Here is a 24,529-nt window from a genome sequence, read left to right as displayed (position 1 = left end):
ACATTCAAGGAAACTGAACAATGGCTGACCTGCAGAAGATCGTTGACGACCTCTCGAGCCTCACCGTGCTCGAAGCTGCCGAACTCGCGAAGCTCCTCGAAGAGAAGTGGGGCGTTTCGGCTGCCGCGGCTGTCGCCGTGGCCGGCCCGGCTGGTGGTGGCGCCGCCGCCGCTCCGGCCGAAGAGAAGACCGAGTTCACGGTCGTTCTTGCCGCCGCCGGCGACAAGAAGATCGAGGTCATCAAGGAAGTCCGCGCCATCACCGGCCTGGGTCTGAAGGAAGCAAAGGACCTCGTCGAGGGCGCGCCGAAGCCTGTCAAGGAAGGCGTGAACAAGGACGAAGCCGAGAAGCTCAAGGCCCAGCTCGAGAAGGCTGGCGCGAAGGTCGAGCTCAAGTAAGCAGCGCTTACTGGCACGAGATCCCGGTCAGCATCATCGCAACCGGGATCTCGGTCCACTCCTGAAAGGGTGGGCCAGATGCAAAAGGCGTGCGACGGAACGACCCGACGCAGGCCGAACACGAAAAAGTGTGGGGATTTGAGGGTTTACCCCTCGAATCTGCACTAATGTCGCCCCATATCGGGTCGGCAGCACGAAAGCGCGGTGGGCAGGGATGCCGGATTCCCTGTAAGCCGTTGGGAGAGCAAGCTATTTCGGGCTTTTGCAGTCCGTGAAGAGGTTGGTTGTGACGGGCGGGCGCGCTCCTGCGCCCCGCGCGTCGTTTTGCGTTTTGAAGGTCTGAAGAACAGATTCAGGACATTCCTGCCTGAAACTGAGTCTCCGGCCCCCAAGACGGGTTCGAAAAATTCAACCCGGGGAGCGGCGGTCGCCGCGTTCCGGAGGGCGCGCCCAAATCGGGCGACGAAAATGAGAGGCCACGATGGCGCAGCAGACATTCACCGGTCGCAAACGCGTTCGCAAGTTCTTCGGACACATCAAGGAAGTGGCCGAGATGCCGAACCTCATCGAGGTTCAGAAGGCGTCCTATGACCAGTTCCTGATGGTCGACGAGCCCCAGGGCGGTCGGTCGGACGAGGGCTTGCAGGCGGTGTTCCGCTCGGTGTTCCCGATCTCGGACTTCTCGGGCACCTCGATGCTGGAATTCGTCCGCTACGAGTTCGAGCCGCCGAAATACGACGTCGACGAGTGCCGCCAGCGCGGCATGACCTTCGCTGCCCCCCTCAAGGTGACGCTGCGCCTCATCGTGTTCGATATCGACGAGGAAACCGGCGCGAAGTCGGTCAAGGACATCAAGGAGCAGGACGTCTACATGGGCGACATCCCGCTCATGACGATGAACGGCACCTTCATCGTCAACGGCACCGAGCGCGTCATCGTCTCGCAGATGCACCGTTCGCCGGGCGTGTTCTTCGATCACGACAAGGGCAAGACCCATTCGTCGGGCAAGCTGCTGTTCGCCGCCCGCGTGATCCCGTATCGCGGCTCCTGGCTCGACATCGAGTTCGACGCCAAGGACATCGTCTATGCGCGTATCGACCGTCGCCGCAAGCTTCCGGTGACGTCGCTGATGTTCGCGCTCGGTCTCGACGGCGAGGCGATCCTCAGCACCTTCTACAAGAAGATCCAGTACAAGCGGATCAAGGAGGGCTGGCGTGTTCCGTTCGACGCCAATCGTTTCCGCGGCTACTCGACCATCAACGACCTGATCGACGCCGATACCGGCAAAGTCGTGCTCGAAGCCGGCAAGAAGCTCACCGTGCGCGGTGCGCGTCAGATGCAGGAGAAGGGGCTGAAGGCGCTGCGCCTCTCGGATGCGGAGCTCGTCGGCAACTACATCGCCGAGGACCTCGTCAATCCCAAGACCGGCGAGATCCACGCGGAAGCCGGTGAAGAGATCACCGACAAGTCGATGAAGGCTCTCAACGAGCAGGGCTACAAGGAGCTGCCGCTGCTCGACATCGACCACGTCAATGTCGGCGCCTACATCCGCAACACGCTCTCGGCCGACAAGAACATGACGCGTGAGGACGCGCTGTTTGACATCTACCGCGTGATGCGTCCGGGCGAGCCGCCGACGCTGGATTCGGCGCAGGCGATGTTCCAGTCGCTGTTCTTCGACGCCGAGCGCTACGACCTCTCTGCGGTCGGCCGCGTCAAGATGAACATGCGCCTCGACCTCGATGCGCCCGACACCCAGCGCACGCTGCGCAAGGAAGACATCCTCTCCGTCATCAAGACGCTGGTGGATTTGCGCGATGGCAAGGGCGAGATCGACGACATCGACCATCTCGGCAACCGCCGTGTGCGTTCGGTCGGCGAGCTCATGGAGAACCAGTACCGCATCGGCTTGCTCCGCATGGAGCGCGCGATCAAGGAGCGCATGTCTTCGGTCGACATCGACACGGTCATGCCGCAGGACCTGATCAACGCCAAGCCGGCGGCCGCCGCCGTGCGCGAGTTCTTCGGCTCCTCGCAGCTCTCGCAGTTCATGGACCAGACCAACCCGCTGTCGGAGATCACCCACAAGCGCCGCCTCTCGGCACTTGGACCGGGCGGTCTGACCCGCGAGCGCGCCGGCTTCGAGGTGCGCGACGTGCATCCGACGCATTACGGCCGCATCTGCCCGATCGAGACGCCGGAAGGCCCGAACATCGGCCTGATCAACTCGCTCGCGACCTTCGCGCGCGTGAACAAGTACGGCTTCGTCGAGACCCCTTACCGCAAGGTCAAGGACGGCCGCGTCACCGACGAGGTCGTGTACCTCTCGGCGATGGAAGAGGGCCGCTACACGGTCGCGCAGGCCAACGTGCCGCTCGACCCGAAGGGCCGCTTCACCGAAGATCTCGTGGTCTGCCGTCACGCCGGCGAAGTCTTGCCGGTGACCCCGGACAAGGTCGACTACATGGACGTGTCGCCGAAGCAGCTCGTTTCGGTCGCGGCCGCGCTGATCCCGTTCCTCGAGAACGACGACGCCAACCGCGCGCTGATGGGCTCGAACATGCAGCGCCAGGCGGTGCCGCTGGTTCGCGCCGAAGCGCCGTTCGTCGGCACCGGCATGGAAGGCGTGGTTGCGCGTGACTCGGGTGCTGCGATCGCAGCGCGCCGTTCGGGCGTGATCGACCAGATCGACGCAACCCGCGTCGTCATCCGCGCCACGGAAGATCTCGATCCGACCAAGTCGGGCGTCGATATCTACCGGCTGATGAAGTACCAGCGCTCCAACCAGTCGACCTGCATCAACCAGCGTCCGCTGGTGAAGGTCGGCGACATCGTCAAGAAGGGCGACATCATCGCCGACGGTCCGTCGACCGATCTCGGCGAGCTCGCGCTCGGCCGGAACGTGCTCGTCGCGTTCATGCCGTGGAACGGCTACAACTTCGAAGACTCGATCCTGCTCTCCGAGCGGATCGTGAAGGAAGACGTGTTTACCTCAATTCATATCGAAGAATTCGAGGTGATGGCCCGCGACACCAAGCTCGGACCCGAAGAAATCACCCGCGACATTCCGAACGTCTCGGAAGAAGCGCTGAAGAACCTCGACGAAGCCGGCATCGTGTACATCGGCGCGGAAGTGCGCGCCGGCGACATCCTGGTCGGCAAGATCACGCCGAAGGGCGAAAGCCCGATGACGCCGGAAGAAAAGCTCCTGCGCGCCATCTTCGGCGAAAAGGCTTCCGACGTCCGCGATACCTCGCTGCGCGTTCCTCCGGGCGTGCAGGGCACCATCGTCGAAGTGCGCGTGTTCAACCGGCACGGCGTCGACAAGGACGAGCGTGCGCTGGCAATCGAGCGGGAAGAGATCGAGCGTCTGGCCAAGGACCGCGACGACGAGCAGGCGATCCTGGACCGCAACGTCTACAACCGTCTTGCCGAGCTGCTCGAAGGACGGCAGGGCATCGCCGGTCCGAAGGGCTTCAAGAAGGACACCAAGATCACCCGTGCGGTGCTCGAGGAGTACCCGAAGTCGCAGTGGTGGCTGTTTGCTTCGCCGAACGACAAGCTGATGGCCGAGATCGAGGCCATGCGGAAGCAGTACGACGAGTCGAAGAAGGGGCTGGAACAGCGCTTCCTCGACAAGGTCGAAAAGCTTCAGCGCGGTGACGAATTGCCGCCCGGCGTGATGAAGATGGTCAAGGTCTTCGTCGCAGTGAAGCGCAAGATCCAGCCCGGCGACAAGATGGCCGGCCGCCACGGCAACAAGGGCGTGGTGTCGAAGATCGTGCCGATCGAGGACATGCCGTTCCTCGAAGACGGTACGCATGCCGACATCGTGCTCAATCCGCTCGGCGTGCCCTCGCGCATGAACGTCGGACAGATCCTCGAGACCCATCTCGGCTGGGCCTGTGCCGGCCTCGGCAAGCGTATCGGCCAGACGGTCGATGCCTATTTGTCGAAGCAGGACATCAGGCCGCTGAAGGAAACCTTGAAGAAGGTCTACGGCGAGGACGAGACGATCAAGTCGCTCAACGACAACGAGTTGATCGAGCTCGGCCACAATCTGAGCCGCGGCGTTCCGATCGCGACGCCGGTGTTCGACGGCGCCAAGGAAGCCGACATCGAGGAGATGCTGAAGCTTGCCGGTCTGGACGCTTCGGGCCAGTCGACCGTCTATGACGGCCGCACCGGCGACGCCTTCGACCGCAAGGTGACGGTGGGCTACATCTACATGCTCAAGCTGCACCATCTCGTCGACGACAAGATCCACGCGCGTTCGATCGGTCCGTACTCGCTCGTTACCCAGCAGCCGCTGGGCGGCAAGGCGCAGTTCGGCGGCCAGCGCTTCGGTGAAATGGAAGTGTGGGCGCTCGAGGCTTACGGCGCGGCGTACACGCTCCAGGAGATGCTGACCGTGAAGTCGGACGACGTCGCCGGCCGTACCAAGGTGTACGAGGCGATCGTGCGTGGCGACGACACCTTCGAGGCCGGTATTCCGGAATCGTTCAACGTGCTGGTCAAGGAAATGCGCTCGCTCGGCCTCAACGTCGACCTGCACAATTCCAAGGTCGGACCGGGGACGGCGGAAGCGGCCGAGTAATACGACCCTTCATGCCCGGCCTGAATGGCCGGGCATCGGCGCCCAGTCCTCGAATCGCGAGGGCAGGGCGCCCCGCATAGTGATTTTCGAATTTGCTGCCGGAGGCGACCGGCACGCGAGGAGAAGACGATGAACCAAGAAATTATGAATCTCTTTAATCCGACGACGCCGGCTCAGGTCTTCGACCAGATCCGGATCTCGATCGCGAGCCCCGAGAAGATTCTGTCCTGGTCGTACGGCGAGATCAAGAAGCCGGAAACCATCAACTACCGTACCTTCAAGCCCGAGCGCGACGGCCTGTTCTGCGCCCGCATCTTCGGGCCGATCAAGGACTACGAGTGCTTGTGCGGCAAGTACAAGCGCATGAAGTACAAGGGCATCATCTGCGAGAAGTGCTCGGTCGAGGTCACGCTGTCGCGCGTTCGGCGCGAGCGCATGGGCCATATCGAGCTCGCGGCCCCCGTCGCCCACATCTGGTTCCTGAAGTCGCTGCCCTCGCGCATCGGCCTCCTGCTCGACATGACGCTGAAGGATCTCGAGCGGATCCTCTACTTCGAATATTACGTCGTGCTCGAGCCGGGCCTCACCGCGCTGAAGGACCGTCAGCTCTTGTCGGAAGACGAGTATCTGAAGGCGCAGGACGAATACGGCCAGGATTCCTTCACCGCCATGATCGGCGCGGAAGCGATCCGCGAGCTGCTCAAGGGCATGGATCTCGAGAAGCTCGAGCTGACCTTGCGCGCGGAGATGCAGGAGACCGACTCCGACATCAAGCACAAGAAGCTCGCCAAGCGCCTGAAGATCGTGGAAGCGTTCCGCCACTCCGGCAACAAGCCGGAATGGATGATCATGACCGTGGTCCCGGTGATTCCGCCGGACCTGCGTCCGCTGGTGCCGCTGGACGGCGGCCGCTTCGCGACCTCGGACCTCAACGATCTCTACCGCCGCGTCATCAACCGCAACAACCGCTTGAAGCGGCTGATGGAGCTGCGCGCGCCGGACATCATCATCCGCAACGAGAAGCGCATGCTTCAGGAGGCCGTCGACGCGCTGTTCGACAACGGCCGCCGTGGCCGCGTCATCACCGGTGCCAACAAGCGTCCGCTGAAGTCGCTCGCCGATATGCTCAAGGGCAAGCAGGGCCGGTTCCGTCAGAACCTGCTCGGCAAGCGCGTCGACTATTCGGGCCGTTCCGTGATCGTGGTCGGTCCCGAGCTGCGCCTGCATCAGTGCGGCCTGCCGAAGAAGATGGCGCTCGAGCTGTTCAAGCCGTTCATCTACTCGCGGCTTGACGCCAAGGGCCTGTCCACCACCGTGAAGCAGGCGAAGAAGCTGGTCGAGAAGGAGCGGCCCGAGGTCTGGGACATCCTGGACGAGGTCATCCGCGAGCATCCCGTGCTGCTCAACCGCGCACCGACGCTGCATCGCCTCGGCATCCAGGCGTTCGAGCCCGTGCTGATCGAGGGCAAGGCGATCCAGCTCCACCCGCTGGTCTGCGCCGCGTTCAACGCCGACTTCGACGGCGACCAGATGGCCGTGCACGTCCCGCTGTCGCTGGAAGCGCAGCTGGAAGCGCGCGTCCTGATGATGTCGACCAACAACATCCTGCATCCGGCGAACGGCCAGCCGATCATCGTGCCGTCGCAGGACATCGTGCTCGGTCTCTACTACGTCTCCATCATGCGCGAAGGCCTGCCCGGTGAGGGCAAGATCTTCGGCGAGATGGCGGAGCTCGAGCACGCGCTGCACGCGAAGGTCATCCACCTCCACACCAAGATCAAGTACCGGTGGGAAGGCATCGACGATACCGGCAAGATCTCCAAGCGCTGGATCGAGACCACCGCTGGCCGCGTCATGCTGGGCAATTTGCTGCCGAAGAACCCGCGTGTTCCCTACGAGATCATCAACAAGCTGATGACCAAGCGCGAGATCTCCGGCGTCATCGACCAGGTCTACCGCCACTGCGGTCAGAAGGAGACGGTGATCTTCTGCGACCGCATCATGGCGCTCGGCTTCTACAACGCGTTCAAGGCCGGCATCTCGTTCGGCAAGGACGACATGGTCGTGCCGCACTCCAAGTGGAAGATCGTCGACGCCACCCGTACGCTGGCGAAGGATTTCGAGCAGCAGTACAACGACGGTCTGATCACCCATGGCGAGAAGTACAACAAGGTCGTCGACGCCTGGTCGAAGGCCACGGAAGAAATCGCCAAGGCGATGATGAAGGAGATCTCCTCGACCAAGAAGACGGCGAGCGGGGCGGATGCCGACATCAACTCGATCTACATGATGGCTCACTCCGGTGCCCGCGGTTCGCCGGCCCAGATGCGCCAGCTCGCCGGCATGCGCGGCCTGATGGCCAAGCCGTCTGGCGAGATCATCGAGACGCCGATCATCTCGAACTTCAAGGAAGGCCTCTCGGTGCTCGAGTACTTCAACTCGACCCACGGCGCCCGCAAGGGCCTCGCGGACACCGCGTTGAAGACCGCGAACTCCGGCTACCTGACCCGTCGTCTCGTCGACGTCGCGCAGGATTGCATCATCACGCAGGACGATTGCGGCACCAAGCTCGGCATCAAGATGCGCGCCATCGTCGATGCCGGCACCGTGGTCGCTTCGCTCGGCTCGCGCATCCTCGGACGCACGGCCTGTGAAGACGTGCGTGACAGCACGGGCAAGGTGATCTTCAAGCGCGGTACGCTGATGGAAGAGAGCCATCTGGATGCCATCCATCAGGGCGGCGTCCAGGAGGTGAAGATCCGCTCGGCGCTGACCTGCGAGCTCGTCAACGGCATCTGCGGCAAGTGCTACGGCCGCGATCTCGCTCGCGGCACGCCGGTCAACCACGGCGAAGCGGTCGGCGTCATCGCGGCGCAGTCGATCGGCGAGCCTGGCACCCAGCTCACCATGCGCACCTTCCACATCGGCGGTGCGGCGCAGCTGAACGAGCAATCTTTCGTCGAATCCAACTTCGACGGCAAGATCGTGATCCGGAACAAGGCCATCGCTCGCAACAGCGACGGCCACCTGGTCGCGATGGTTCGCAACATGGTGATCGCGATCGTCGATGCCGACGGCACCGAGCGTGCGACGCACCGTATTCAGTACGGTTCGCGCCTGCACGTCGACGAAGGCGATACGGTCAAGCGCGGCCAGCGCATCGTAGAGTGGGATCCCTACTCCCGTCCGCTTCTCACCGAGGTCGAAGGCACCATCGGCTTCGAGGATCTGGTCGAGGGACAGTCGATCTCGGAAACACTGGACGAGGCCACCGGTATTGCCAAGCGCGTGGTCATCGACTGGCGCTCGATGCGCGGCGGCGGGGACCTGCGTCCCGCCATCGTGATCAAGGGCAAGGACGGCAAGGTGCTCAAGCTCGCCCGTGGCGGCGATGCCCGCTACATGCTGTCGGTCGATGCCATTCTGTCGGTCGATGTCGGCGCCAAGGTCCAGGCGGGCGACATTCTCGCCCGTGTCTCGACCGAAAGCGCCAAGACGCGCGACATCACCGGCGGTCTGCCGCGGGTCGCGGAACTGTTCGAGGCTCGGCGTCCGAAGGATGCGGCGATCATCGCCGAAATCGCGGGCACCATCCGGTTTGGGCGCGACTACAAGAACAAGCGTCGCATCTCGATCGAGCCGATGGACAAGACCGACGAGCCGCGTGAGTACCTGATCCCGAAGGGCAAGCACATCCACCTTCAGGACGGCGACATTGTCGAAAAGGGCGACTTCATCGTAGAAGGCAACCCGGCGCCGCACGACATTCTGGCGGTCAAGGGCATCGAGGAACTCGCAGCCTATCTGGTCAACGAGATCCAGGAGGTCTACCGGCTCCAGGGCGTGCTCATCAACGACAAGCATATCGAGGTGATCGTTCGTCAGATGCTCCAGAAGGTGGAAGTCACCGACCAGGGCGACACGGACATGATCTCGGGCGAGCAGATCGACAAGATCGAGTTCGACCAGATCAACGCGAAGGCCAAGGAAGAGGGCAAGAAGATCGCCACGGGGACGCCGGTTCTGCTCGGCATCACCAAGGCGAGCCTTCAGACCCGCTCCTTCTTCTCGGCGGCCTCGTTCCAGGAGACCACCCGCGTCCTTACGGAAGCGGCGGTCAACGGCAAGGTCGATCCGCTCGAAGGCCTCAAGGAGAACGTCATCGTCGGCCGGCTGATTCCGGCAGGCACCGGCGCCTCCATGGCGAAGATCCGCGAAGTCGCCGTGAAGCGCGACAAGATGATCCTCGACGAGCGCGAGAAGCAGGCGGCGGTCGTGCCGCCGGCGCCGGAAGTGGAGCCGATGGCGCTGCCACCTGCGGAATGATCGTTCATCCGTAGGAATACCGAGGACACTGAAAAGGCCGGCGAAAGCCGGCCTTTTTGCTGCTTTGTTTCCCTGTTGCGGTGCAGGATCAACCTTTGTTCATCTTTCCTTCAGGCGCAAAAGCGCTTCTGCTAGGAGAGCTTAGACCGGTGGTCCCGTGAAGGGGGCGGGCCGGAGACCACGGAATTCTCATGCTTGATCTCGCAATCGTAGGCGGCGGCCCCGGCGGGCTGATGAGCGCTTGGTATTTGAAGCGCAAGCTCGGCGATCTCTGCCGCGTCACCATCTACGAGGCATCCGACCGGCTCGGCGGCAAGATCGTCACGCGCAAATTCGATTCCGCGCCCGCGATGTACGAGGCCGGCGTTGCCGAGATCTACGACTACTCGATGACCGGGCCGGATCCGTTGCGCGAGTTGATCCAGCATTTCGGCCTGCAGACCATTCCGATGGATGCCGAGCAGGTGCAGTTCGGCGGCGAACTCCTCAACGACGTCGCTGGCATGCGCCGTAAATACGGCGCCAAGACCGCGGCCGCGATCGAGGCGTTCCGTAAGCGCTGCGCCGAGGCGATGACGCCGATCGAGTATTACGAGGGTGTCGGTGCTCACGACAACGAGAATCCCTGGGCCTACAAGACCGCCGAACAGGTGCTCGACGAGGAGGTCGAGGACGAGACCGCAAAGCGATTCTTCAAGGTGATGGCACGCTCGGACCTCGCGACCGAGAGCCACAACACCAACGGGCTCAACGCGCTCAAGAACTACCTGATGGATGTCGACGGCTACATCGGCCTCTATTCCATCCAGAACGGCAACGAGCAGCTCATCGAGTGCCTCCAGTCCGAGGTCAATGCCGACATCCAGCTCAATCACCGCGTCCTCACCGTCGGCAAGGCGCCGACCGGCCGCTATCAGCTCAAGATGATGAACGGCAAGGGGCCGGAGACGCGCGACTTCGACCTTGTGCTGGTCTGCTTGCCGCATTCCTGGCTCGGGACCGTCGGCTGGGAGGGCGAACAGCTCCGCAAGTCGATGGTCAAGCACGTCTCGTACTTCGACCGTCCCGCGCACTATTTGCGCGTCTCAATCCTGTTCGACACGCCGTTCTGGGGCGACAAGATCGCCGGCGCCTGGTTCATGTCGGAAGCCTTTGGCGGTTGCTGCGTCTACAACGAGGGCGCGCGCCATGATGTGGGCAAGCACGGCGTACTGAACTGGCTGATTCCGGGCTCCGACGCGCTGGCCTTTGCGAATCTCTCCGACCAGGAGCTGATCGATGCCGCGCTGAAATCGCTGCCGGCATCGCTCGGCGATGCGCGCGCCCATTTCATGGAAGGCAAGATCCACCGCTGGCTGTCGTCGGTGAACGCGATTCCGGGCGGCTTGCCCGTGCGCGACGTCATGACCAATCACCGGCCGGAGCCGAAGGAACATCCCGGAATCGTGGTGGTCGGCGACTATCTGTTCGACTCGACGCTGAACGGCCTGCTCGATTCCTCGGACGCGGCGACCGACATCATCTTGACCGAAATGATGCGCCTGCGCCGCGAGCGTTCGCAGGACGACAAGCCGCTCTCGGACAAGATCGATCGCGACTATTTTGACAATTACCGCGGCCAGGGTCCCTACAGCGAAGCGTGGCAACACTTCACCGATCCCGACTATCTCACAAAACTGATCGGCATTGTCTGGGGCAAGGCCAAAGGCACGAAGCTCTTGATCGCGGGCTCGGCCAGCGGCGAGCTTGTCGGCGCGCTGCGCGATCGCGGCATCGATGCCTGGGGCATCGAGAACAACCGCACCATTCACGCCAGAACGCCGAAGGCGCTGAAGAAGTACAACAAGCTCGGTTCGATCACCGACATGCCGTTCAAGGACGGTGCGTTCGACTTCGTGTTCGAGACCAGCCTCTGCCACGTTTCCCCGAAGCAGGTGGTCCGTGCGATCAGGGAGCTGAACCGTGTGGTCAAGACCGGGCTCGTGTTCGGCTCGGTCACCTCGGACATGGCGCCGGCACTGATCGACCGCTACGACCTCCTGCGTGGGGTCAAGAAGCTCGGCACCTGGTGGGAATGGTCCGAACTGTTCTTCGGCAACGGCTTCGAGCTGTCGATGCACCGTAAGGACTGCACGGACGCGCTCTGGGAGACGACGCTCGCCGCCAACAAGGGGCCGGGCCAGTGGTACGCCGACGCCGATTCCCTGCGCTATTCCTTTTTCGACAAGGTCGAGGACGAGGAAGACGACTAGCCGCCTGAACGGGCGCCTTCGCCAATTGTTTTGCCGAATTCATCCTGATCGCATAGAATCGATGCAATAGCGGTTTCCGCTATTTCCTGCTTTCTCCGCGGTCATGCCGGCCGTCAGCATCGGTTGGTTTCATGGCGTCCAAGCCCCTCCCGCCCGACAAACAGAAGCTCGCCGCGGAAGAGGCGGCCGAGCTCGACGAGAAGCTCGTCCCTACCGCCAAGCCGGACCTCGAAGACGACGAGGACGATGAGGACGAGGAGGATGACGGACTGGAGCTCGATGACGATGATGAGGACGAGGACCTCGTCGTCTTTACCGCGCGCGAGGCCGCCGGCGCGCTCGCGACCATCCTGGGCTTCGTCAAGCCGTTCCTGGTCAACTACAAGCAGATGCTGTCGTTCGTGGCGTTCGGCGTCTTCGTCGAGACGCTCTTCAACGTCATCATGCCGCTCAGCCTGAAGTACCTGATCGACGACGCGCTCGGCGAGGAGGATTTCCAGGCGCTGTACAAGATCCTCGGCGTGCTCGCGGTCGCGGGCATCTTCACCTCGATCGTCGCGGTCTGGTACGAGCGCTGGGATGCGAGGCTCGCGGCGTGCATCATCTCCGACGTCCGCAAACGGCTGTTCGAGCACGTCCAGGACCTGCCGGCGGCCTATTTCGGTCGCACCAAGCGCGGCGAGATCCTGTCGCGCTTCTCCGTCGACCTCGCGGCCTTCGAGGGCTCGGTCAAGACCTTCGCCAACAGCGCGGCGTTGCCGTTCCTGGAATTGATCGCGGGCATCATCCTGATGGTGTTCCTGAACTGGCAGCTCGCGGCGGTTGCGCTGCTGGTGTTCCCGATCACGCTGATCGGTCCCCGCATGCTCACACCGAAGGCTGTTCAGGCGAATTACGAGCAGAAGCTCAATGAGTCCGCGCTGCTCGGCATGGTGCAGGAGAACGTGGCGGCGCAGGCCGTGATCAAGGCGTTCAGCCTGCAACGCCGGATGTTCGGGTTCTTCAAATTCCGCAACGACGAGACGCGAAACAAGATGGCCTCGGCGGCGTTCCTGTCGACTATGGTGGAGCGGACGGTCACCATCTCGGTGCTGCTCCTGCATCTCGTCGTGCTCGCGATCGGCGCATATCTGGCGACCAAGGGGCAGATCACCATCGGCACCTTCGTCACCTTCGAGAGTGCGTTCTGGGAGGTGTCCTACAACATCGCCCATGTGATGCATTTCATCCCCGTGTCGATCTCCTCGGCAGCCGCGATTCGTCACATGCAGGAGCTGCTCGACGAGCCCACGCGCAGCGCCGATCGTGCCGGCGCGCCCGATCTGCCGCGCATCACCAACGACATCACCTTCGACCACGTGACCTTCCAGTACGAAGGCAGCCAGACGCCGGTGCTGGACAATCTCAGTCTCAAGCTCAGTGTCGGCAAGCGCATTGCCATCGTCGGTCCCTCGGGCTCCGGCAAGAGCACGCTGCTGAATCTGATCCTGCGGCTCTATGTGCCTGACGAGGGGCGCGTCACCATCGACGGCGTCGACGTCCGCAAGGTGACGCTGGATTCGCTGCGCCGGAGCATGGCGGTGGTGTTCCAGGAGAACATGCTGTTCAACATGTCGATCCGAGAGAACATCCGGCTCGGCAAGGAGGGCGCGACCGACGAGGAAGTGGAGGAGGCGGCCAAGAAGGCCGAGATCCACCGCTACATCATGAGCCTGCCGCAGCGATACGATACGCCGGTGGGCGAGCGCGGCGATACCTTGTCGGGCGGCCAGCGCCAGCGCATCGCGATCGCGCGCGCGGTCATCCGTAATCCTTCCGTGCTACTGCTGGACGAAGCCACGTCGGCGCTCGACCAGACCACGGAAGCTGCGATCAACCGCACGCTGCTGAAGGTTGCCAAGGGCCGCACCATGATCTGGTCGACCCACCGCCTGACCTCGGTGGTCGAGATGGACGAGATCATCGTGATTTCAGGAGGCAGGGCGATCGAGCGCGGCTCGCATGCGGAACTGCTCGCCAGGAACGGCACCTATCGCAAGCTGTGGAACGACCAGATCCACCAACCTCATGGCGCGCCGGCTCACGTCGACGAGGACAGCGACGATGACGACGAGGATGAAGACGATCTCGACGAGGACGATGAGGAGGAGTGACCGAGGAAGTTCGGCTCCAGATCGAAGGCTCCTCCAAGCGGCCGCAATAGCCCCTGAACCGACCAGGCAATGAAGCGTGCCCAGCGCTGCGCCGTCCAATAGGGGCTCGTCGCAATCGAGACTGAGCGGAAGTCGAAGGCCTTCGCCGCCGACCAATCGTCGCACGCCCGCTTGACCGGATCTGCGTAGAAGGTGGCGATCTTGCTTGTATCCATCCCGTCGGAGGCCAGCCATCGCGGGATGTAGAGGTTGCAGAGCCGCTCGACGTCGGTGAAGACCTTGTCGCAGCCGGTGCCGGCGGCAGGGCAGGAGGTCGAGAAGGCATCGCCCACCAGCACGAGGCCGGGTAGGCCGCTGGCATCGTTCACATAGAGATCGACCGGGCGGATTTTCAGTTCACCGGGAATGTCGAATGGTCCGGTGATGCGCTTGAGTCGTGGCAGCGCGGCGTTCAGCGTCTCGGCGGGCGCGCGGCGCAGCTCAAGCAGCCAGGGATCGTCGAAGCTGCGGTAGACGAACAGATTGGCGCGCATCCGCGTCCCGATCGGGAAAAGCGTGAGGTAGGGGATGCGGTCGCTCGGCCGTTCCGAGAAATAGGTCAACGCCGGGAAGTCGAAGGAGTCCCGTCCCGCGGGCACCACGTCGAACCCGATCGAAATCGAATGGCAGGCACTGACGATCTTTCGGGCGATTCCCAGCTGGTGGCGCAGGCCGACATTGAGGCCGTTGGCGAGCACGACCAACCGGGCGGAGATCATCTCGTCGTTGGAGAGGGTGACCCTCTGCCGCTCCGCGCTTGTCTCGACCAAGATGGCCTTGGCGCAGATGCGCTCGACGCCGGCAGGAATTTCGTCGCGAACAGCGTTGACGAGGGAATCGTAGAGGATGTTGAACTGCCGGCTTGGCGCCTTGTCGAGAAGGTGGCCGAAGCGGGCGATCCAGTTCTCACCCACAAAGGTCGCGCGGCGCAGCACCGATTCGGCGATTCCCGTCTGCAGGAATCGCCCGACCTGCACGTGACCGCTGAGTTTTTCGACACGAAAGTCCGCCGAATAGCTCTCATGCGGATCGATCAGAATGGTCGAAATGCCGCTACGGCCGAGCATCGCGGCGGCGGTTGAGCCGGACAATCCCCCGCCGATAATGGCAATGTCGGTGTACCGCATGGTGCTAATCTCTGCTCAAGGCGGCACATTGGCGCTCCAACCGGAAAGAAAGCCTTAGCCAAAGGTTACAAAAGTATATTTAACCCGGGTATAAATTGGTTTCGAGGTGGCGGAACGCGCTCTTCGTTTCCATCTCGCGAACGTGCAGCGAGCGGCCCGTGAAGCGATTTCAGCAGGCGCGGGAAGCGCTTCTGACTGACGTTTCGCCTTGACTTGACCGACTCCCACTTATAGAACCCCCTCACTTAACGACAGGCGGTGAGCATCGCCAACGTCGGAACGGGCCACCTGTTTGATCCCCTGGGATCGCCAAGACAGGCACCAACCTCGACGAATGCCGCTCAAACGCTGTCGATCATAGCTAGGCAATGCCAGTGCGATTTTAGTTCTCTTGAGCATGTTCTCTCGAGATCAAATTCGGATGCATGACCTCGGTGCGCGGGCCGCAGCTTCAAGCTGGCCGGTTCAACTACTGCGGTCCTCTGTGGCGTCGAAGCGCTTTCCGCCCGTTGATGGGTGGTTGGCGCGATTTCGCTTTGTGCGGATTGTTCCGCGCAAGGCGGCCTCGTCGGGCGGGTAGCTCGAAAGAATTTGCGGACCCGGTGACGGGCCGCGGCAGAACACAAAGGGTAATGCCAGGATGCCGACGATCAACCAGCTGATCGCTCAACCGCGGGAAGTGCAGAAGTCGCGCAAGAAGGTGCCGGCACTGCAGCAGTCGCCGCAGAAGCGCGGTGTTTGCACGCGCGTTTACACCACGACCCCGAAGAAGCCGAACTCGGCGCTTCGTAAGGTTGCCAAGGTGCGCCTGACCAACGGCTTCGAGGTGATCGGCTACATCCCCGGTGAGGGCCATAACCTCCAGGAGCACTCGGTGGTCATGATCCGCGGCGGTCGCGTCAAGGACTTGCCCGGCGTGCGCTACCACATCCTCCGCGGCGTTCTGGATACCCAGGGCGTCAAGAACCGTAAGCAGCGCCGTTCGAAGTACGGCGCCAAGCGTCCGAAGTAAGCGGGAACCAGGTCCATGTCTCGTCGCCATTCTGCCGAAAAGCGCGAAGTCCTTCCCGATCCGAAGTTCGGGAACATCATCGTCACGAAGTTCATGAATTCGGTGATGTACGCCGGAAAGAAGTCTGTCGCCGAAGGCATCGTCTACGGCGCGTTCGGCCTCATCGAAAGCAAGACCAAGCAGAACCCGCTCGGCGTGTTCGAGCAGGCACTCGAGAACGTCATGCCGACGATCGAAGTGCGCTCCCGCCGCGTCGGTGGCGCGACCTATCAGGTTCCGGTCGAAGTTCGCTCGGTGCGCCGTCAGGCGCTGGGCATTCGCTGGCTGATTTCGGCTGCGCGCGATCGCAACGAGAAGACGATGACCGAGCGGCTCTCTGCGGAGCTCCTGGACGCGTCGAACAACCGGGGTAACGCCGTCAAGAAGCGCGAAGACGTGCACCGGATGGCGGAAGCCAACCGCGCCTTCTCGCACTATCGCTGGTAACGGCGACACACGGAATCTAAGGAACACTCCATGCCCCGCGTTCATGCCATAGAGAACTACCGTAACTTCGGTATCATGGCGCATATCGATGCCGGCAAGACCACGACCACCGAGCGCATCCTCTATTACACCGGCAAGAGCCACAAGATCGGCGAAGTGCACGAAGGTGCCGCGACGATGGACTGGATGGAGCAGGAGCAGGAGCGCGGCATTACGATTACGTCGGCCGCGACCACCGCGTTCTGGGAAGGCAAGCGTCTCAACATCATCGACACTCCCGGCCACGTCGACTTCACCATCGAAGTCGAGCGCAGCTTGCGCGTGCTCGACGGCGCCGTGTGCGTGCTCGACTCGAACCAGGGCGTCGAGCCCCAGACCGAGACGGTCTGGCGCCAGGGCGACAAGTACAAGGTTCCGCGCATCGTCTTCGCCAACAAGATGGATAAGACCGGCGCCGACTTCTACAAGTGCATGCAGGATATCGTCGATCGTCTCGGCGCGAAGCCGATCGCGATCCAGCTTCCGATCGGCTCCGAGAACAACTTCAAGGGCCTGGTCGATCTCGTTCGTATGAAGGGCGTGGTCTGGGAAGAAGAGAAGCTCGACGCCAAGTTCGTCGACATCGATATTCCCGAGGACATGGTCGAGAAGGCCAAGGAATATCGCGAGAAGCTGTTGGAAGCCGCCGTCGAGCTCGACGACGAAGTTCTCGCCGCTTACCTCGACGGCAAGGAGCCGGACGAGGCGACGTTGAAGCGCTTGATCCGCAAGGCCGTGCTGACTGGCGCGTTCTTCCCGGTATTGTGCGGCTCGGCGTTCAAGAACAAGGGCGTGCAGCCTTTGCTCGACGCGGTCGTGGATTATCTGCCGTCGCCGGTTGACGTGCCCGCCATCAAGGGCGTCGACGAAGACGGCAACGAGGTCGTTCGCCTGCCGGACGACAAGGAGCCGCTGGCTCTGTTGGCCTTCAAGATCATGGACGACCCGTTCGTCGGCACCATCACCTTCTGCCGCATCTATTCCGGCACGCTGCTGTCGGGCACCGGCGTCATCAATTCGACGCGCGACCGCAAGGAGCGCATCGGCCGCATGTTGCTGATGCATGCGAACAACCGCGAAGACATCAAGGAAGCCTATGCCGGCGACATCGTCGCACTGGCTGGCCTGAAGGAAGCGCGCACCGGTGACACGTTGTGCGATCCCGACAAGGCGGTGATCCTCGAAAAGATGGAATTCCCCGAGCCGGTCATCGAGATCGCGATCGAACCCAAGTCCAAGGCCGACCAGGAAAAGCTCGGCGTGGCGCTGGCGAAGCTCGCTGCGGAGGATCCGTCCTTCCGCGTGTCGACCGACCAGGAGTCCGGCCAGACCATCCTCAAGGGAATGGGCGAACTCCATCTCGACATCAAGGTCGATATTCTCCGCCGCACCTACAAGGTCGATGCCAACATCGGCGCGCCGCAGGTGGCGTTCCGTGAGCGCGTCACCAAGAGGGCCGAAGTCAAGTACACCCACAAGAAGCAGACCGGCGGTACCGGTCAGTTCGCGGAAGTGTCGATCGTGGTCGAACCGAACGAGCCCGGCAAGGGTTACGAGTTCGAGTCCAAGATCGTCGGCGGTGCGGTTCCGAAGGAATACATCCCCGGCGTCGAAAAGGGCCTCAACAGCGTGATGGGCTCTGGTGTCGTCGCGGGCTTCCCCGTAGTCGACGTCAAGGTTCAGCTCGTCGACGGCAAGTATCACGACGTCGACTCGTCGGCGCTCGCCTTCGAAATCGCATCGCGTGCTGCATTCCGCGAAGCCTTGCAGAAGGGCAAGTCCGTCCTGCTCGAGCCGATCATGAAGGTCGAAGTGGTGACCCCGGAAGATTACACCGGCTCGGTCATCGGCGACCTGAATTCCCGGCGCGGTCAGATCCAGGGCCAGGACATGCGCGGCAACGCCAACGTCATCAACGCGATGGTGCCGCTCATGAACATGTTCGGTTACGTGAATAACCTGCGCTCGATGAGCCAGGGTCGCGCGACCTTTACCATGCAGTTCGACCACTACGCAGAAGCGCCGGCCAACGTGTCGGCAGAAGTCCAGAAGAAGTTTGCCTGATTGTCGTCGGTCTCGAACTGACGATTGAACGGAGAGTCAAATGGCCAAAGCAAAGTTTGAACGTAACAAGCCGCACTGCAACATCGGCACCATCGGTCACGTCGACCATGGCAAGACGTCGCTGACCGCGGCGATCACCAAGGTCCTCGCCGAAGCCGGCGGCGCGACGTTCACGGCGTACGACCAGATCGACAAGGCGCCGGAAGAGAAGGCGCGCGGTATCACGATCTCGACGGCGCACGTCGAATACGAGACCAAGAACCGCCACTACGCGCACGTCGACTGCCCCGGCCACGCCGACTACGTGAAGAACATGATCACCGGCGCCGCCCAGATGGACGGTGCTATCCTGGTCGTGTCGGCCGCTGACGGTCCGATGCCGCAGACCCGCGAGCACATCCTGCTCGCCCGCCAGGTCGGCGTTCCCGCGCTCGTCGTGTTCCTCAACAAGTGCGACATGGTCGACGATCCGGAACTGCTCGAGCTCGTCGAGCTCGAGGTTCGCGAGCTGCTCTCGAAGTACGAATTCCCGGGCGACACCATCCCGATCATCAAGGGCTCGGCGCTCGCCGCTCTCGAAGATTCCGACAAGACGCTCGGCCATGACGCGATCCTCGAGCTGATGAAGCAGGTCGACGCCTACATTCCGCAGCCGGAGCGTCCGGTCGACCTTCCGTTCCTGATGCCGGTTGAAGACGTGTTCTCGATCTCGGGCCGCGGCACCGTCGTGACCGGCCGTGTCGAGCGCGGTATCGTCAAGGTCGGCGAGGAAATCGAGATCGTCGGTCTGCGCGCCACGCAGAAGACCACGGTCACTGGCGTCGAAATGTTCCGCAAGCTGCTCGATCAGGGCCAGGCCGGCGATAACATCGGTGCGCTGCTTCGCGGTACCAAGCGCGAGGACGTCGAGCGCGGCCAGGTGCTGTGCAAGCCGGGTTCGGTCAAGCCGCACACCAAGTTCAAGGCTGAGGCTTACATCCTCACCAAGGAAGAGGGCGGCCGCCACACCCCGTTCTTCACCAACTACCGTCCGCAGTTCTACTTCCGCACCACCGACGTGACCGGTGTCGTGCATCTGCCGGAAGGCACCGAGATGGTGATGCCGGGCGACAACATCGCGATGGAAGTGCACCTGATCGTGCCGATCGCGATGGAAGAGAAGCTCCGCTTCGCGATCCGCGAAGGTGGCCGTACCGTCGGCGCCGGCGTCGTCGCCTCGATCATCGAGTAATTACGAGAATAGGGATCGGCGAATAGCGAATGTGACATTCGCTATTCGCTATTCGCCACCCCACTGAAGAAAGACCACGGCAATGAACGGCCAAAACATTCGTATCCGTCTCAAGGCGTTCGACCATCGTATCCTCGATACGTCGACCCGCGAGATCGTGAACACGGCGAAGCGCACCGGCGCGCAGGTCCGCGGACCCATTCCGCTGCCCACCCGCATCGAGAAGTTCACCGTCAACCGTTCGCCGCACGTCGACAAGAAGAGCCGCGAGCAGTTCGAGATGCGCACTCACAAGCGCCTGCTCGACATCGTCGATCCGACCCCGCAGACCGTCGATGCTTTGATGAAGCTCGACTTGGCCGCCGGTGTCGACGTCGAGATCAAGCTCTAAGATTTTTGGATCACGTTCGCCACTAGCGGACAGAAAGAACAGGAAGCACGCCGATGCGCTCCGGAGTGATCGCACAAAAGGTCGGGATGACGCGGGTCTTTACAGAGGCCGGCGAACATATCCCCGTGACCGTGCTGAAGCTCGGCAATTGCCAGGTCGTAGGCCACCGCACCGAAGAGAAAAACGGTTATGTCGCGCTCCAGCTTGGTTCTGGCAGCCGCAAGACCGTGTACATGCCCAAGGCGGAGCGCGGCCAGTTCGCGGTCGCCAAGGTCGAGCCGAAGCGGCAGGTCGAGGAATTCCGCGTCTCCGCGGATCAGATGATCCCCGTCGGTGCCGAGATCCTGGCCGACCACTTTGTCGTCGGTCAGTTCGTCGACGTCACCGGTACTTCGGTCGGTAAGGGTTTTGCCGGCGGTATGAAGCGCTGGAACTTCGGCGGTCTGCGCGCCACTCACGGCGTCTCGGTCTCGCACCGTTCGATCGGTTCGACCGGTGGCCGTCAGGACCCGGGCAAGACCTGGAAGAACAAGAAGATGCCCGGTCACATGGGCGTCGACCGCATCACCACGCTCAACCTTCGGGTCGTTCAGCTCGATGTCGAGCGCGGTCTGATCCTCGTCGAAGGCGCCGTTCCCGGTTCCAAGGGCGGCTGGATCCGCGTGCGCGACGCCGTCAAGAAGCCGCTGCCTAAGGAAGCTCCGAAGCCCGGCAAGTTCAAGGTTGCTGGCGAAGCGGACGCTGCTCCGGCTGCGCAGGAGGCGTGAGATGGAATTGAAGGTCACCACCCTCGAAGGTAAGGAAGCCGGCTCGGTCCAGCTTTCCGACACCATTTTCGGCCTCGAACCGCGCCAGGACATCATTGCACGTTGCGTGCAGTGGCAGCTCAACAAGCGCCAGGCCGGCACGCATAAGGCCAAGGGCCGCGCGGAGATCTGGCGCACCGGCAAGAAGATGTACAAGCAGAAGGGCACCGGTGGTGCTCGTCACGGCTCGGCTCGCGTGCCGCAGTTCCGCGGCGGTGGCCGTGCCTTCGGTCCGGTGGTGCGTTCGCACGCCACCGACCTGCCGAAGAAGGTCCGTGCGCTCGCGCTCAAGCATGCGCTCTCGGCCAAGGCCAAGGACGGCGATCTCATCGTGATCGACAAGGCCGCGCTGGAAGCCGCCAAGACCAAGGCGCTGCTTGGTCATTTCTCCGGTCTGGGTTTGACCAACGCGCTGATCATCGACGGCGCCGAGCTCAACAACGGCTTCGCCGCTGCAGCCCGCAACATCCCGAACATGGACGTGCTGCCGATCCAGGGCATCAACGTCTATGACATCCTGCGCCGTCGGAAACTCGTTCTGACCAAGGCCGCCATCGATGCGCTGGAGGCGCGCTTCAAATGACGAAGAACATCGAGCCTCGCCACTACGACGTGATCCTGTCGCCGGTCGTGACCGAAAAGGCAACGATCGCCTCGGAGCACAACAAGGTGCTGTTCAAGGTGGCCGCGAAGGCGACCAAGCCGCAGATCAAGGAAGCGATCGAGAAGCTGTTCGACGTCAAGGTCAAGAGTGTCAACACGCTGGTCCGCAAGGGCAAGACCAAGATCTTCCGCGGCAACCTCGGCTCGCAGTCGAACTCCAAGCGCGCGATCGTGACTCTCGAAGAGGGTCACCGGATCGACGTGACCACCGGTCTGTAAGGTCGTACGACGATGGCACTGAAGACATTCAATCCCACGACGCCGGGCCAGCGCCAGCTGGTCATGGTCGATCGTTCGGCCCTCTACAAGGGCAAGCCGGTCAAGGCGCTCACCGAAGGCAAGCACTCCTCTGGCGGCCGCAACAACACCGGTCGCATCACGGTGCGCTTCCGCGGCGGCGGTCATAAGCGGACCTTGCGTACCGTCGATTTCAAGCGGGACAAGGTCGATGCGCCCGCGACGGTCGAGCGGCTGGAATATGATCCGAACCGCACCGCGTTCATCGCGCTGGTCAAGTACGAAGACGGCACCCAGGCCTATATCCTGGCGCCGCAGCGCCTGGCCGTCGGTGATTCCGTCGTCGCCGGCAACTACGTCGACGTGAAGCCGGGCAATGTCATGCCGCTCGGCAACATGCCGGTCGGCACGATCATCCACAACATCGAGGTCAAGATCGGGAAGGGCGGCCAGCTCGCCCGTTCCGCGGGCACCTACGCCCAGCTCGTCGGTCGCGACCAGGACTACGTGATCGTCCGCCTGAACTCGGGCGAACAGCGCCTGGTGCACGGCCGTTGCCGCGCCACGATCGGCGCGGTGTCGAACCCGGATCACATGAACACGTCGATCGGCAAGGCCGGCCGCAACCGCTGGCTGGGCCGCAAGCCGCATAACCGCGGCGTCTCGATGAACCCAATCGACCATCCGCACGGCGGTGGTGAAGGTCGTACCTCGGGCGGCCGCCACCCGGTTACTCCGTGGGGCAAGCCGACCAAGGGCAAGAAGACCCGCTCCAACAAGTCGACCAACAAATTCATTCTCCTAAGCCGCCACAAGCGGAAGAAGTAAGGAACGCCGGACATGGTTCGTTCAGTCTGGAAAGGCCCGTTCGTCGAGGGTTCTCTGCTCAAGAAGGCAGATGCCGCGCGCTCGTCCGGCCGTCACGACGTCATCAAGATCTGGAGCCGTCGCTCGACGATCCTGCCGCAATTCGTCGGTCTGACCTTCGGCGTCTACAACGGTCAGAAGCACGTGCCGGTGGCCGTCAACGAGGAAATGGTCGGTCACAAGTTCGGCGAGTTCTCGCCGACCCGGACCTTCCATGGCCACTCCGGGGACAAGAAAGCCAAGAAGGCTTGAGGATTAAACGATGAGCAAACCTAAGCGCGAACGGAGCCTCGCCGAGAACGAGGCCAAGGCGGTCGCCCGGATGCTGCGGGTGAGCCCGCAGAAGCTCAACCTGGTCGCCCAGCTCATTCGCGGCCGGAAGGCGGCTGCTGCGCTCGCCGACCTGCAGTTTTCGCGCAAGCGGATCGCGGTTGACGTGAAGAAGTGCCTGGAATCGGCTATTGCCAACGCCGAGAACAACCACGACCTCGACGTCGACGATCTCGTCGTGGCGCAGGCCTTCGTCGGCAACGGCCTCGTGATGAAGCGCTTTGCGGCCCGCGGCCGTGGCCGTTCGGGCCGTGTCTACAAACCATTTTCACAGCTGACGATCATCGTTCGTCAGGTCGAAGCCGCAGCAGCGGCTTAAGGGACGCAGGAGAACACGATGGGTCAAAAGATCAATCCGATCGGTCTGCGTCTCGGCATCAACCGGACCTGGGATTCCCGCTGGTACGCGGGCAAGCAGGAATACGGCAAGCTGCTGCACGAGGACGTCAAGATCCGCGAGATCCTGCACAAGGAGCTCAAGCAGGCGGCCGTCGCCCGCATCGTGATCGAGCGTCCGCACAAGAAGTGCCGCGTCACCATCCACTCGGCTCGTCCGGGCGTGGTGATCGGCAAAAAGGGTGCCGACATCGACAAGCTGCGCAAGAAGGTCGCGGACATCACCGCGTCCGACGTCGTCATCAACATCGTCGAAATCCGCAAGCCGGAGCTCGATGCGACGCTGGTGGCCGAGTCGATCGCGCAGCAGCTGGAGCGCCGCGTGGCGTTCCGCCGCGCCATGAAGCGCGCCGTGCAGTCGGCGATGCGTCTCGGCGCGGAAGGCATCCGCATCAACTGCTCGGGACGTCTGGGCGGCGCGGAAATCGCGCGCATGGAGTGGTACCGCGAAGGTCGCGTGCCGCTGCACACGCTGCGCGCAGACATCGACTACGGCGTTGCGACCGCGTTCACGACCTTCGGCACCTGCGGTGTCAAGGTCTGGATCTTCAAGGGCGAGATCCTCGAGCACGATCCGATGGCCCAGGACAAGAGAATGGCCGAAGGTGAGACTGGTGGCGGCGGCGATCGCGGCGGCCGGCAGCGCCGGGACAACGCTGCAGCCTGACGCCAGCACAGAGAATTTGAGGGCTTGAAGTCATGATGCAACCTAAGAAAACGAAGTTCCGGAAGGCGCATAAGGGCCGTATCCACGGCGTTGCGTCTTCGGGCGCGACGTTGGCGTTCGGCCAGTTCGGTCTGAAGGCGACCGAGCCTGAGCGCGTCACTGCGCGCCAGATCGAAGCCGCTCGCCGCGCGCTGACCCGCCACATGAAGCGCGCCGGCCGCGTCTGGATCCGCATATTCCCCGACGTTCCCGTGTCGAAGAAGCCTGCCGAAGTCCGCATGGGTTCCGGCAAGGGCGCGCCGGAATTGTGGGTCGCGCGCGTCAAGCCGGGCCGGGTGCTGTTCGAGATCGACGGCGTCAACACCCAGACGGCGCGTGAAGCGCTGACCCTGGCGGCAGCCAAGCTGCCGATCAAGACGCGCTTCGTCGAGCGCATTGCGGAGTAATG

General features: G+C 62.7%; 19 protein-coding genes. 18 read left to right on the top strand and 1 reads right to left on the bottom strand.

Annotated elements, in window-relative coordinates:
- Nucleotides 1-20: 20 nt before the first annotated feature.
- The 5 genes from rplL (at nucleotide 21) to N551_RS0114065 (ending at nucleotide 13,726) form a co-directional block, all read left to right on the top strand.
- Nucleotides 21-398 carry a 50S ribosomal protein L7/L12 gene (rplL, locus tag N551_RS0114085; RefSeq protein ID WP_007602994.1) on the top strand — a complete coding sequence of 126 codons (378 nt, stop codon included), beginning with the start codon at nucleotides 21-23 and terminating at the stop codon, nucleotides 396-398.
- A gap of 481 nt (nucleotides 399-879) precedes the next feature.
- Nucleotides 880-4,995 (top strand): DNA-directed RNA polymerase subunit beta, encoded by a 4,116-nt coding sequence (gene rpoB / locus N551_RS0114080; RefSeq protein WP_007602996.1) that lies wholly within the window; start codon nucleotides 880-882, stop codon nucleotides 4,993-4,995.
- Nucleotides 4,996-5,124: 129 nt separating this feature from the next.
- The gene (gene rpoC, locus N551_RS0114075; RefSeq protein WP_027567494.1) at nucleotides 5,125-9,321 is read left to right on the top strand and encodes a DNA-directed RNA polymerase subunit beta'; all 4,197 of its coding nucleotides are present in this window, start codon (nucleotides 5,125-5,127) and stop codon (nucleotides 9,319-9,321) included.
- Nucleotides 9,322-9,512: 191 nt separating this feature from the next.
- Entirely contained in the window at nucleotides 9,513-11,573 is a 2,061-nt protein-coding gene (locus N551_RS0114070) for an FAD-dependent oxidoreductase (RefSeq protein WP_027567493.1), read from the top strand.
- A 131-nt stretch (nucleotides 11,574-11,704) separates the two neighbouring features.
- Nucleotides 11,705-13,726 (top strand): ABC transporter ATP-binding protein, encoded by a 2,022-nt coding sequence (locus N551_RS0114065; protein WP_027567492.1) that lies wholly within the window; start codon nucleotides 11,705-11,707, stop codon nucleotides 13,724-13,726.
- Here the strand turns inward: N551_RS0114065 and N551_RS0114060 are convergent.
- The gene (locus N551_RS0114060; protein ID WP_027567491.1) at nucleotides 13,654-14,892 is read right to left on the bottom strand and encodes an NAD(P)/FAD-dependent oxidoreductase; all 1,239 of its coding nucleotides are present in this window, start codon (nucleotides 14,890-14,892) and stop codon (nucleotides 13,654-13,656) included. The genes N551_RS0114065 and N551_RS0114060 overlap by 73 nt on opposite strands.
- Nucleotides 14,893-15,532: 640 nt before the next feature.
- Between N551_RS0114060 and rpsL the strand changes: the two genes are divergently transcribed.
- The 13 genes from rpsL (at nucleotide 15,533) to rplP (ending at nucleotide 24,527) form a co-directional block, all read left to right on the top strand.
- Nucleotides 15,533-15,904, top strand: a complete 372-nt coding sequence (gene rpsL, locus N551_RS0114055; protein ID WP_007603006.1) for a 30S ribosomal protein S12 — start codon at nucleotides 15,533-15,535, stop codon at nucleotides 15,902-15,904.
- 15 nt (nucleotides 15,905-15,919) lie between these two features.
- Nucleotides 15,920-16,390, top strand: a complete 471-nt coding sequence (gene rpsG / locus N551_RS0114050; RefSeq protein WP_007603009.1) for a 30S ribosomal protein S7 — start codon at nucleotides 15,920-15,922, stop codon at nucleotides 16,388-16,390.
- Between the two features lie 30 nt (nucleotides 16,391-16,420).
- The gene (fusA, locus tag N551_RS0114045; RefSeq protein WP_027518591.1) at nucleotides 16,421-18,493 is read left to right on the top strand and encodes an elongation factor G; all 2,073 of its coding nucleotides are present in this window, start codon (nucleotides 16,421-16,423) and stop codon (nucleotides 18,491-18,493) included.
- Nucleotides 18,494-18,533: 40 nt separating this feature from the next.
- The gene (gene tuf, locus N551_RS0114040) at nucleotides 18,534-19,724 is read left to right on the top strand and encodes an elongation factor Tu (protein ID WP_018456453.1); all 1,191 of its coding nucleotides are present in this window, start codon (nucleotides 18,534-18,536) and stop codon (nucleotides 19,722-19,724) included.
- Between the two features lie 82 nt (nucleotides 19,725-19,806).
- The gene (rpsJ, locus tag N551_RS0114035) at nucleotides 19,807-20,115 is read left to right on the top strand and encodes a 30S ribosomal protein S10 (protein WP_002712302.1); all 309 of its coding nucleotides are present in this window, start codon (nucleotides 19,807-19,809) and stop codon (nucleotides 20,113-20,115) included.
- Nucleotides 20,116-20,168: 53 nt separating this feature from the next.
- Nucleotides 20,169-20,882 (top strand): 50S ribosomal protein L3, encoded by a 714-nt coding sequence (rplC, locus tag N551_RS0114030; protein WP_007603016.1) that lies wholly within the window; start codon nucleotides 20,169-20,171, stop codon nucleotides 20,880-20,882.
- A gap of 1 nt (nucleotide 20,883) precedes the next feature.
- On the top strand, nucleotides 20,884-21,504 hold the full coding sequence (rplD, locus tag N551_RS0114025) for a 50S ribosomal protein L4 (protein WP_007603018.1): 621 nt from the start codon (nucleotides 20,884-20,886) through the stop codon (nucleotides 21,502-21,504).
- Nucleotides 21,501-21,803 (top strand): 50S ribosomal protein L23, encoded by a 303-nt coding sequence (locus N551_RS0114020; RefSeq protein ID WP_007603019.1) that lies wholly within the window; start codon nucleotides 21,501-21,503, stop codon nucleotides 21,801-21,803. The genes rplD and N551_RS0114020 overlap by 4 nt, the downstream gene beginning before the upstream one ends.
- A 12-nt stretch (nucleotides 21,804-21,815) precedes the next feature.
- Nucleotides 21,816-22,649, top strand: coding sequence for a 50S ribosomal protein L2 (rplB, locus tag N551_RS0114015; protein WP_007603020.1), 834 nt, complete (start codon nucleotides 21,816-21,818; stop codon nucleotides 22,647-22,649).
- Nucleotides 22,650-22,661: 12 nt separating this feature from the next.
- Nucleotides 22,662-22,940, top strand: a complete 279-nt coding sequence (gene rpsS / locus N551_RS0114010; RefSeq protein ID WP_007603021.1) for a 30S ribosomal protein S19 — start codon at nucleotides 22,662-22,664, stop codon at nucleotides 22,938-22,940.
- Between the two features lie 10 nt (nucleotides 22,941-22,950).
- Nucleotides 22,951-23,337, top strand: a complete 387-nt coding sequence (rplV, locus tag N551_RS0114005; RefSeq protein WP_007603022.1) for a 50S ribosomal protein L22 — start codon at nucleotides 22,951-22,953, stop codon at nucleotides 23,335-23,337.
- 18 nt (nucleotides 23,338-23,355) lie between these two features.
- The gene (rpsC, locus tag N551_RS0114000) at nucleotides 23,356-24,081 is read left to right on the top strand and encodes a 30S ribosomal protein S3 (RefSeq protein WP_007603023.1); all 726 of its coding nucleotides are present in this window, start codon (nucleotides 23,356-23,358) and stop codon (nucleotides 24,079-24,081) included.
- A 32-nt stretch (nucleotides 24,082-24,113) separates the two neighbouring features.
- The gene (gene rplP / locus N551_RS0113995) at nucleotides 24,114-24,527 is read left to right on the top strand and encodes a 50S ribosomal protein L16 (RefSeq protein ID WP_007603024.1); all 414 of its coding nucleotides are present in this window, start codon (nucleotides 24,114-24,116) and stop codon (nucleotides 24,525-24,527) included.
- The last annotated feature ends 2 nt before the right edge of the window (nucleotides 24,528-24,529 follow it).

Source organism: Bradyrhizobium sp. URHA0013, assembly GCF_000518345.1.
GTDB lineage: Bacteria > Pseudomonadota > Alphaproteobacteria > Rhizobiales > Xanthobacteraceae > Bradyrhizobium.
Note: the sequence above shows the minus strand (reverse complement) of the source record. Positions and strands in the feature narration are given on the sequence as shown.

Bases quoted from the DNA above. Each gene is read 5' to 3' on its own strand.
- N551_RS0114060 (WP_027567491.1), bottom strand. From the start codon at position 14,892: ATGCGGTACACCGACATTGCCATTATCGGCGGGGGATTGTCCGGCTCA.
- rplC (WP_007603016.1), top strand. From the start codon at position 20,169: ATGCGCTCCGGAGTGATCGCACAAAAGGTCGGGATGACGCGGGTCTTT.
- rpsC (WP_007603023.1), top strand. From the start codon at position 23,356: ATGGGTCAAAAGATCAATCCGATCGGTCTGCGTCTCGGCATCAACCGG.
- rplV (WP_007603022.1), top strand. From the start codon at position 22,951: ATGAGCAAACCTAAGCGCGAACGGAGCCTCGCCGAGAACGAGGCCAAG.
- tuf (WP_018456453.1), top strand. From the start codon at position 18,534: ATGGCCAAAGCAAAGTTTGAACGTAACAAGCCGCACTGCAACATCGGC.
- rpoC (WP_027567494.1), top strand. From the start codon at position 5,125: ATGAACCAAGAAATTATGAATCTCTTTAATCCGACGACGCCGGCTCAG.
- N551_RS0114065 (WP_027567492.1), top strand. From the start codon at position 11,705: ATGGCGTCCAAGCCCCTCCCGCCCGACAAACAGAAGCTCGCCGCGGAA.
- rpsG (WP_007603009.1), top strand. From the start codon at position 15,920: ATGTCTCGTCGCCATTCTGCCGAAAAGCGCGAAGTCCTTCCCGATCCG.
- rpsL (WP_007603006.1), top strand. From the start codon at position 15,533: ATGCCGACGATCAACCAGCTGATCGCTCAACCGCGGGAAGTGCAGAAG.
- N551_RS0114020 (WP_007603019.1), top strand. From the start codon at position 21,501: ATGACGAAGAACATCGAGCCTCGCCACTACGACGTGATCCTGTCGCCG.
- rpoB (WP_007602996.1), top strand. From the start codon at position 880: ATGGCGCAGCAGACATTCACCGGTCGCAAACGCGTTCGCAAGTTCTTC.
- rplL (WP_007602994.1), top strand. From the start codon at position 21: ATGGCTGACCTGCAGAAGATCGTTGACGACCTCTCGAGCCTCACCGTG.
- rpsS (WP_007603021.1), top strand. From the start codon at position 22,662: ATGGTTCGTTCAGTCTGGAAAGGCCCGTTCGTCGAGGGTTCTCTGCTC.
- rpsJ (WP_002712302.1), top strand. From the start codon at position 19,807: ATGAACGGCCAAAACATTCGTATCCGTCTCAAGGCGTTCGACCATCGT.
- fusA (WP_027518591.1), top strand. From the start codon at position 16,421: ATGCCCCGCGTTCATGCCATAGAGAACTACCGTAACTTCGGTATCATG.
- rplP (WP_007603024.1), top strand. From the start codon at position 24,114: ATGATGCAACCTAAGAAAACGAAGTTCCGGAAGGCGCATAAGGGCCGT.
- rplD (WP_007603018.1), top strand. From the start codon at position 20,884: ATGGAATTGAAGGTCACCACCCTCGAAGGTAAGGAAGCCGGCTCGGTC.
- rplB (WP_007603020.1), top strand. From the start codon at position 21,816: ATGGCACTGAAGACATTCAATCCCACGACGCCGGGCCAGCGCCAGCTG.
- N551_RS0114070 (WP_027567493.1), top strand. From the start codon at position 9,513: ATGCTTGATCTCGCAATCGTAGGCGGCGGCCCCGGCGGGCTGATGAGC.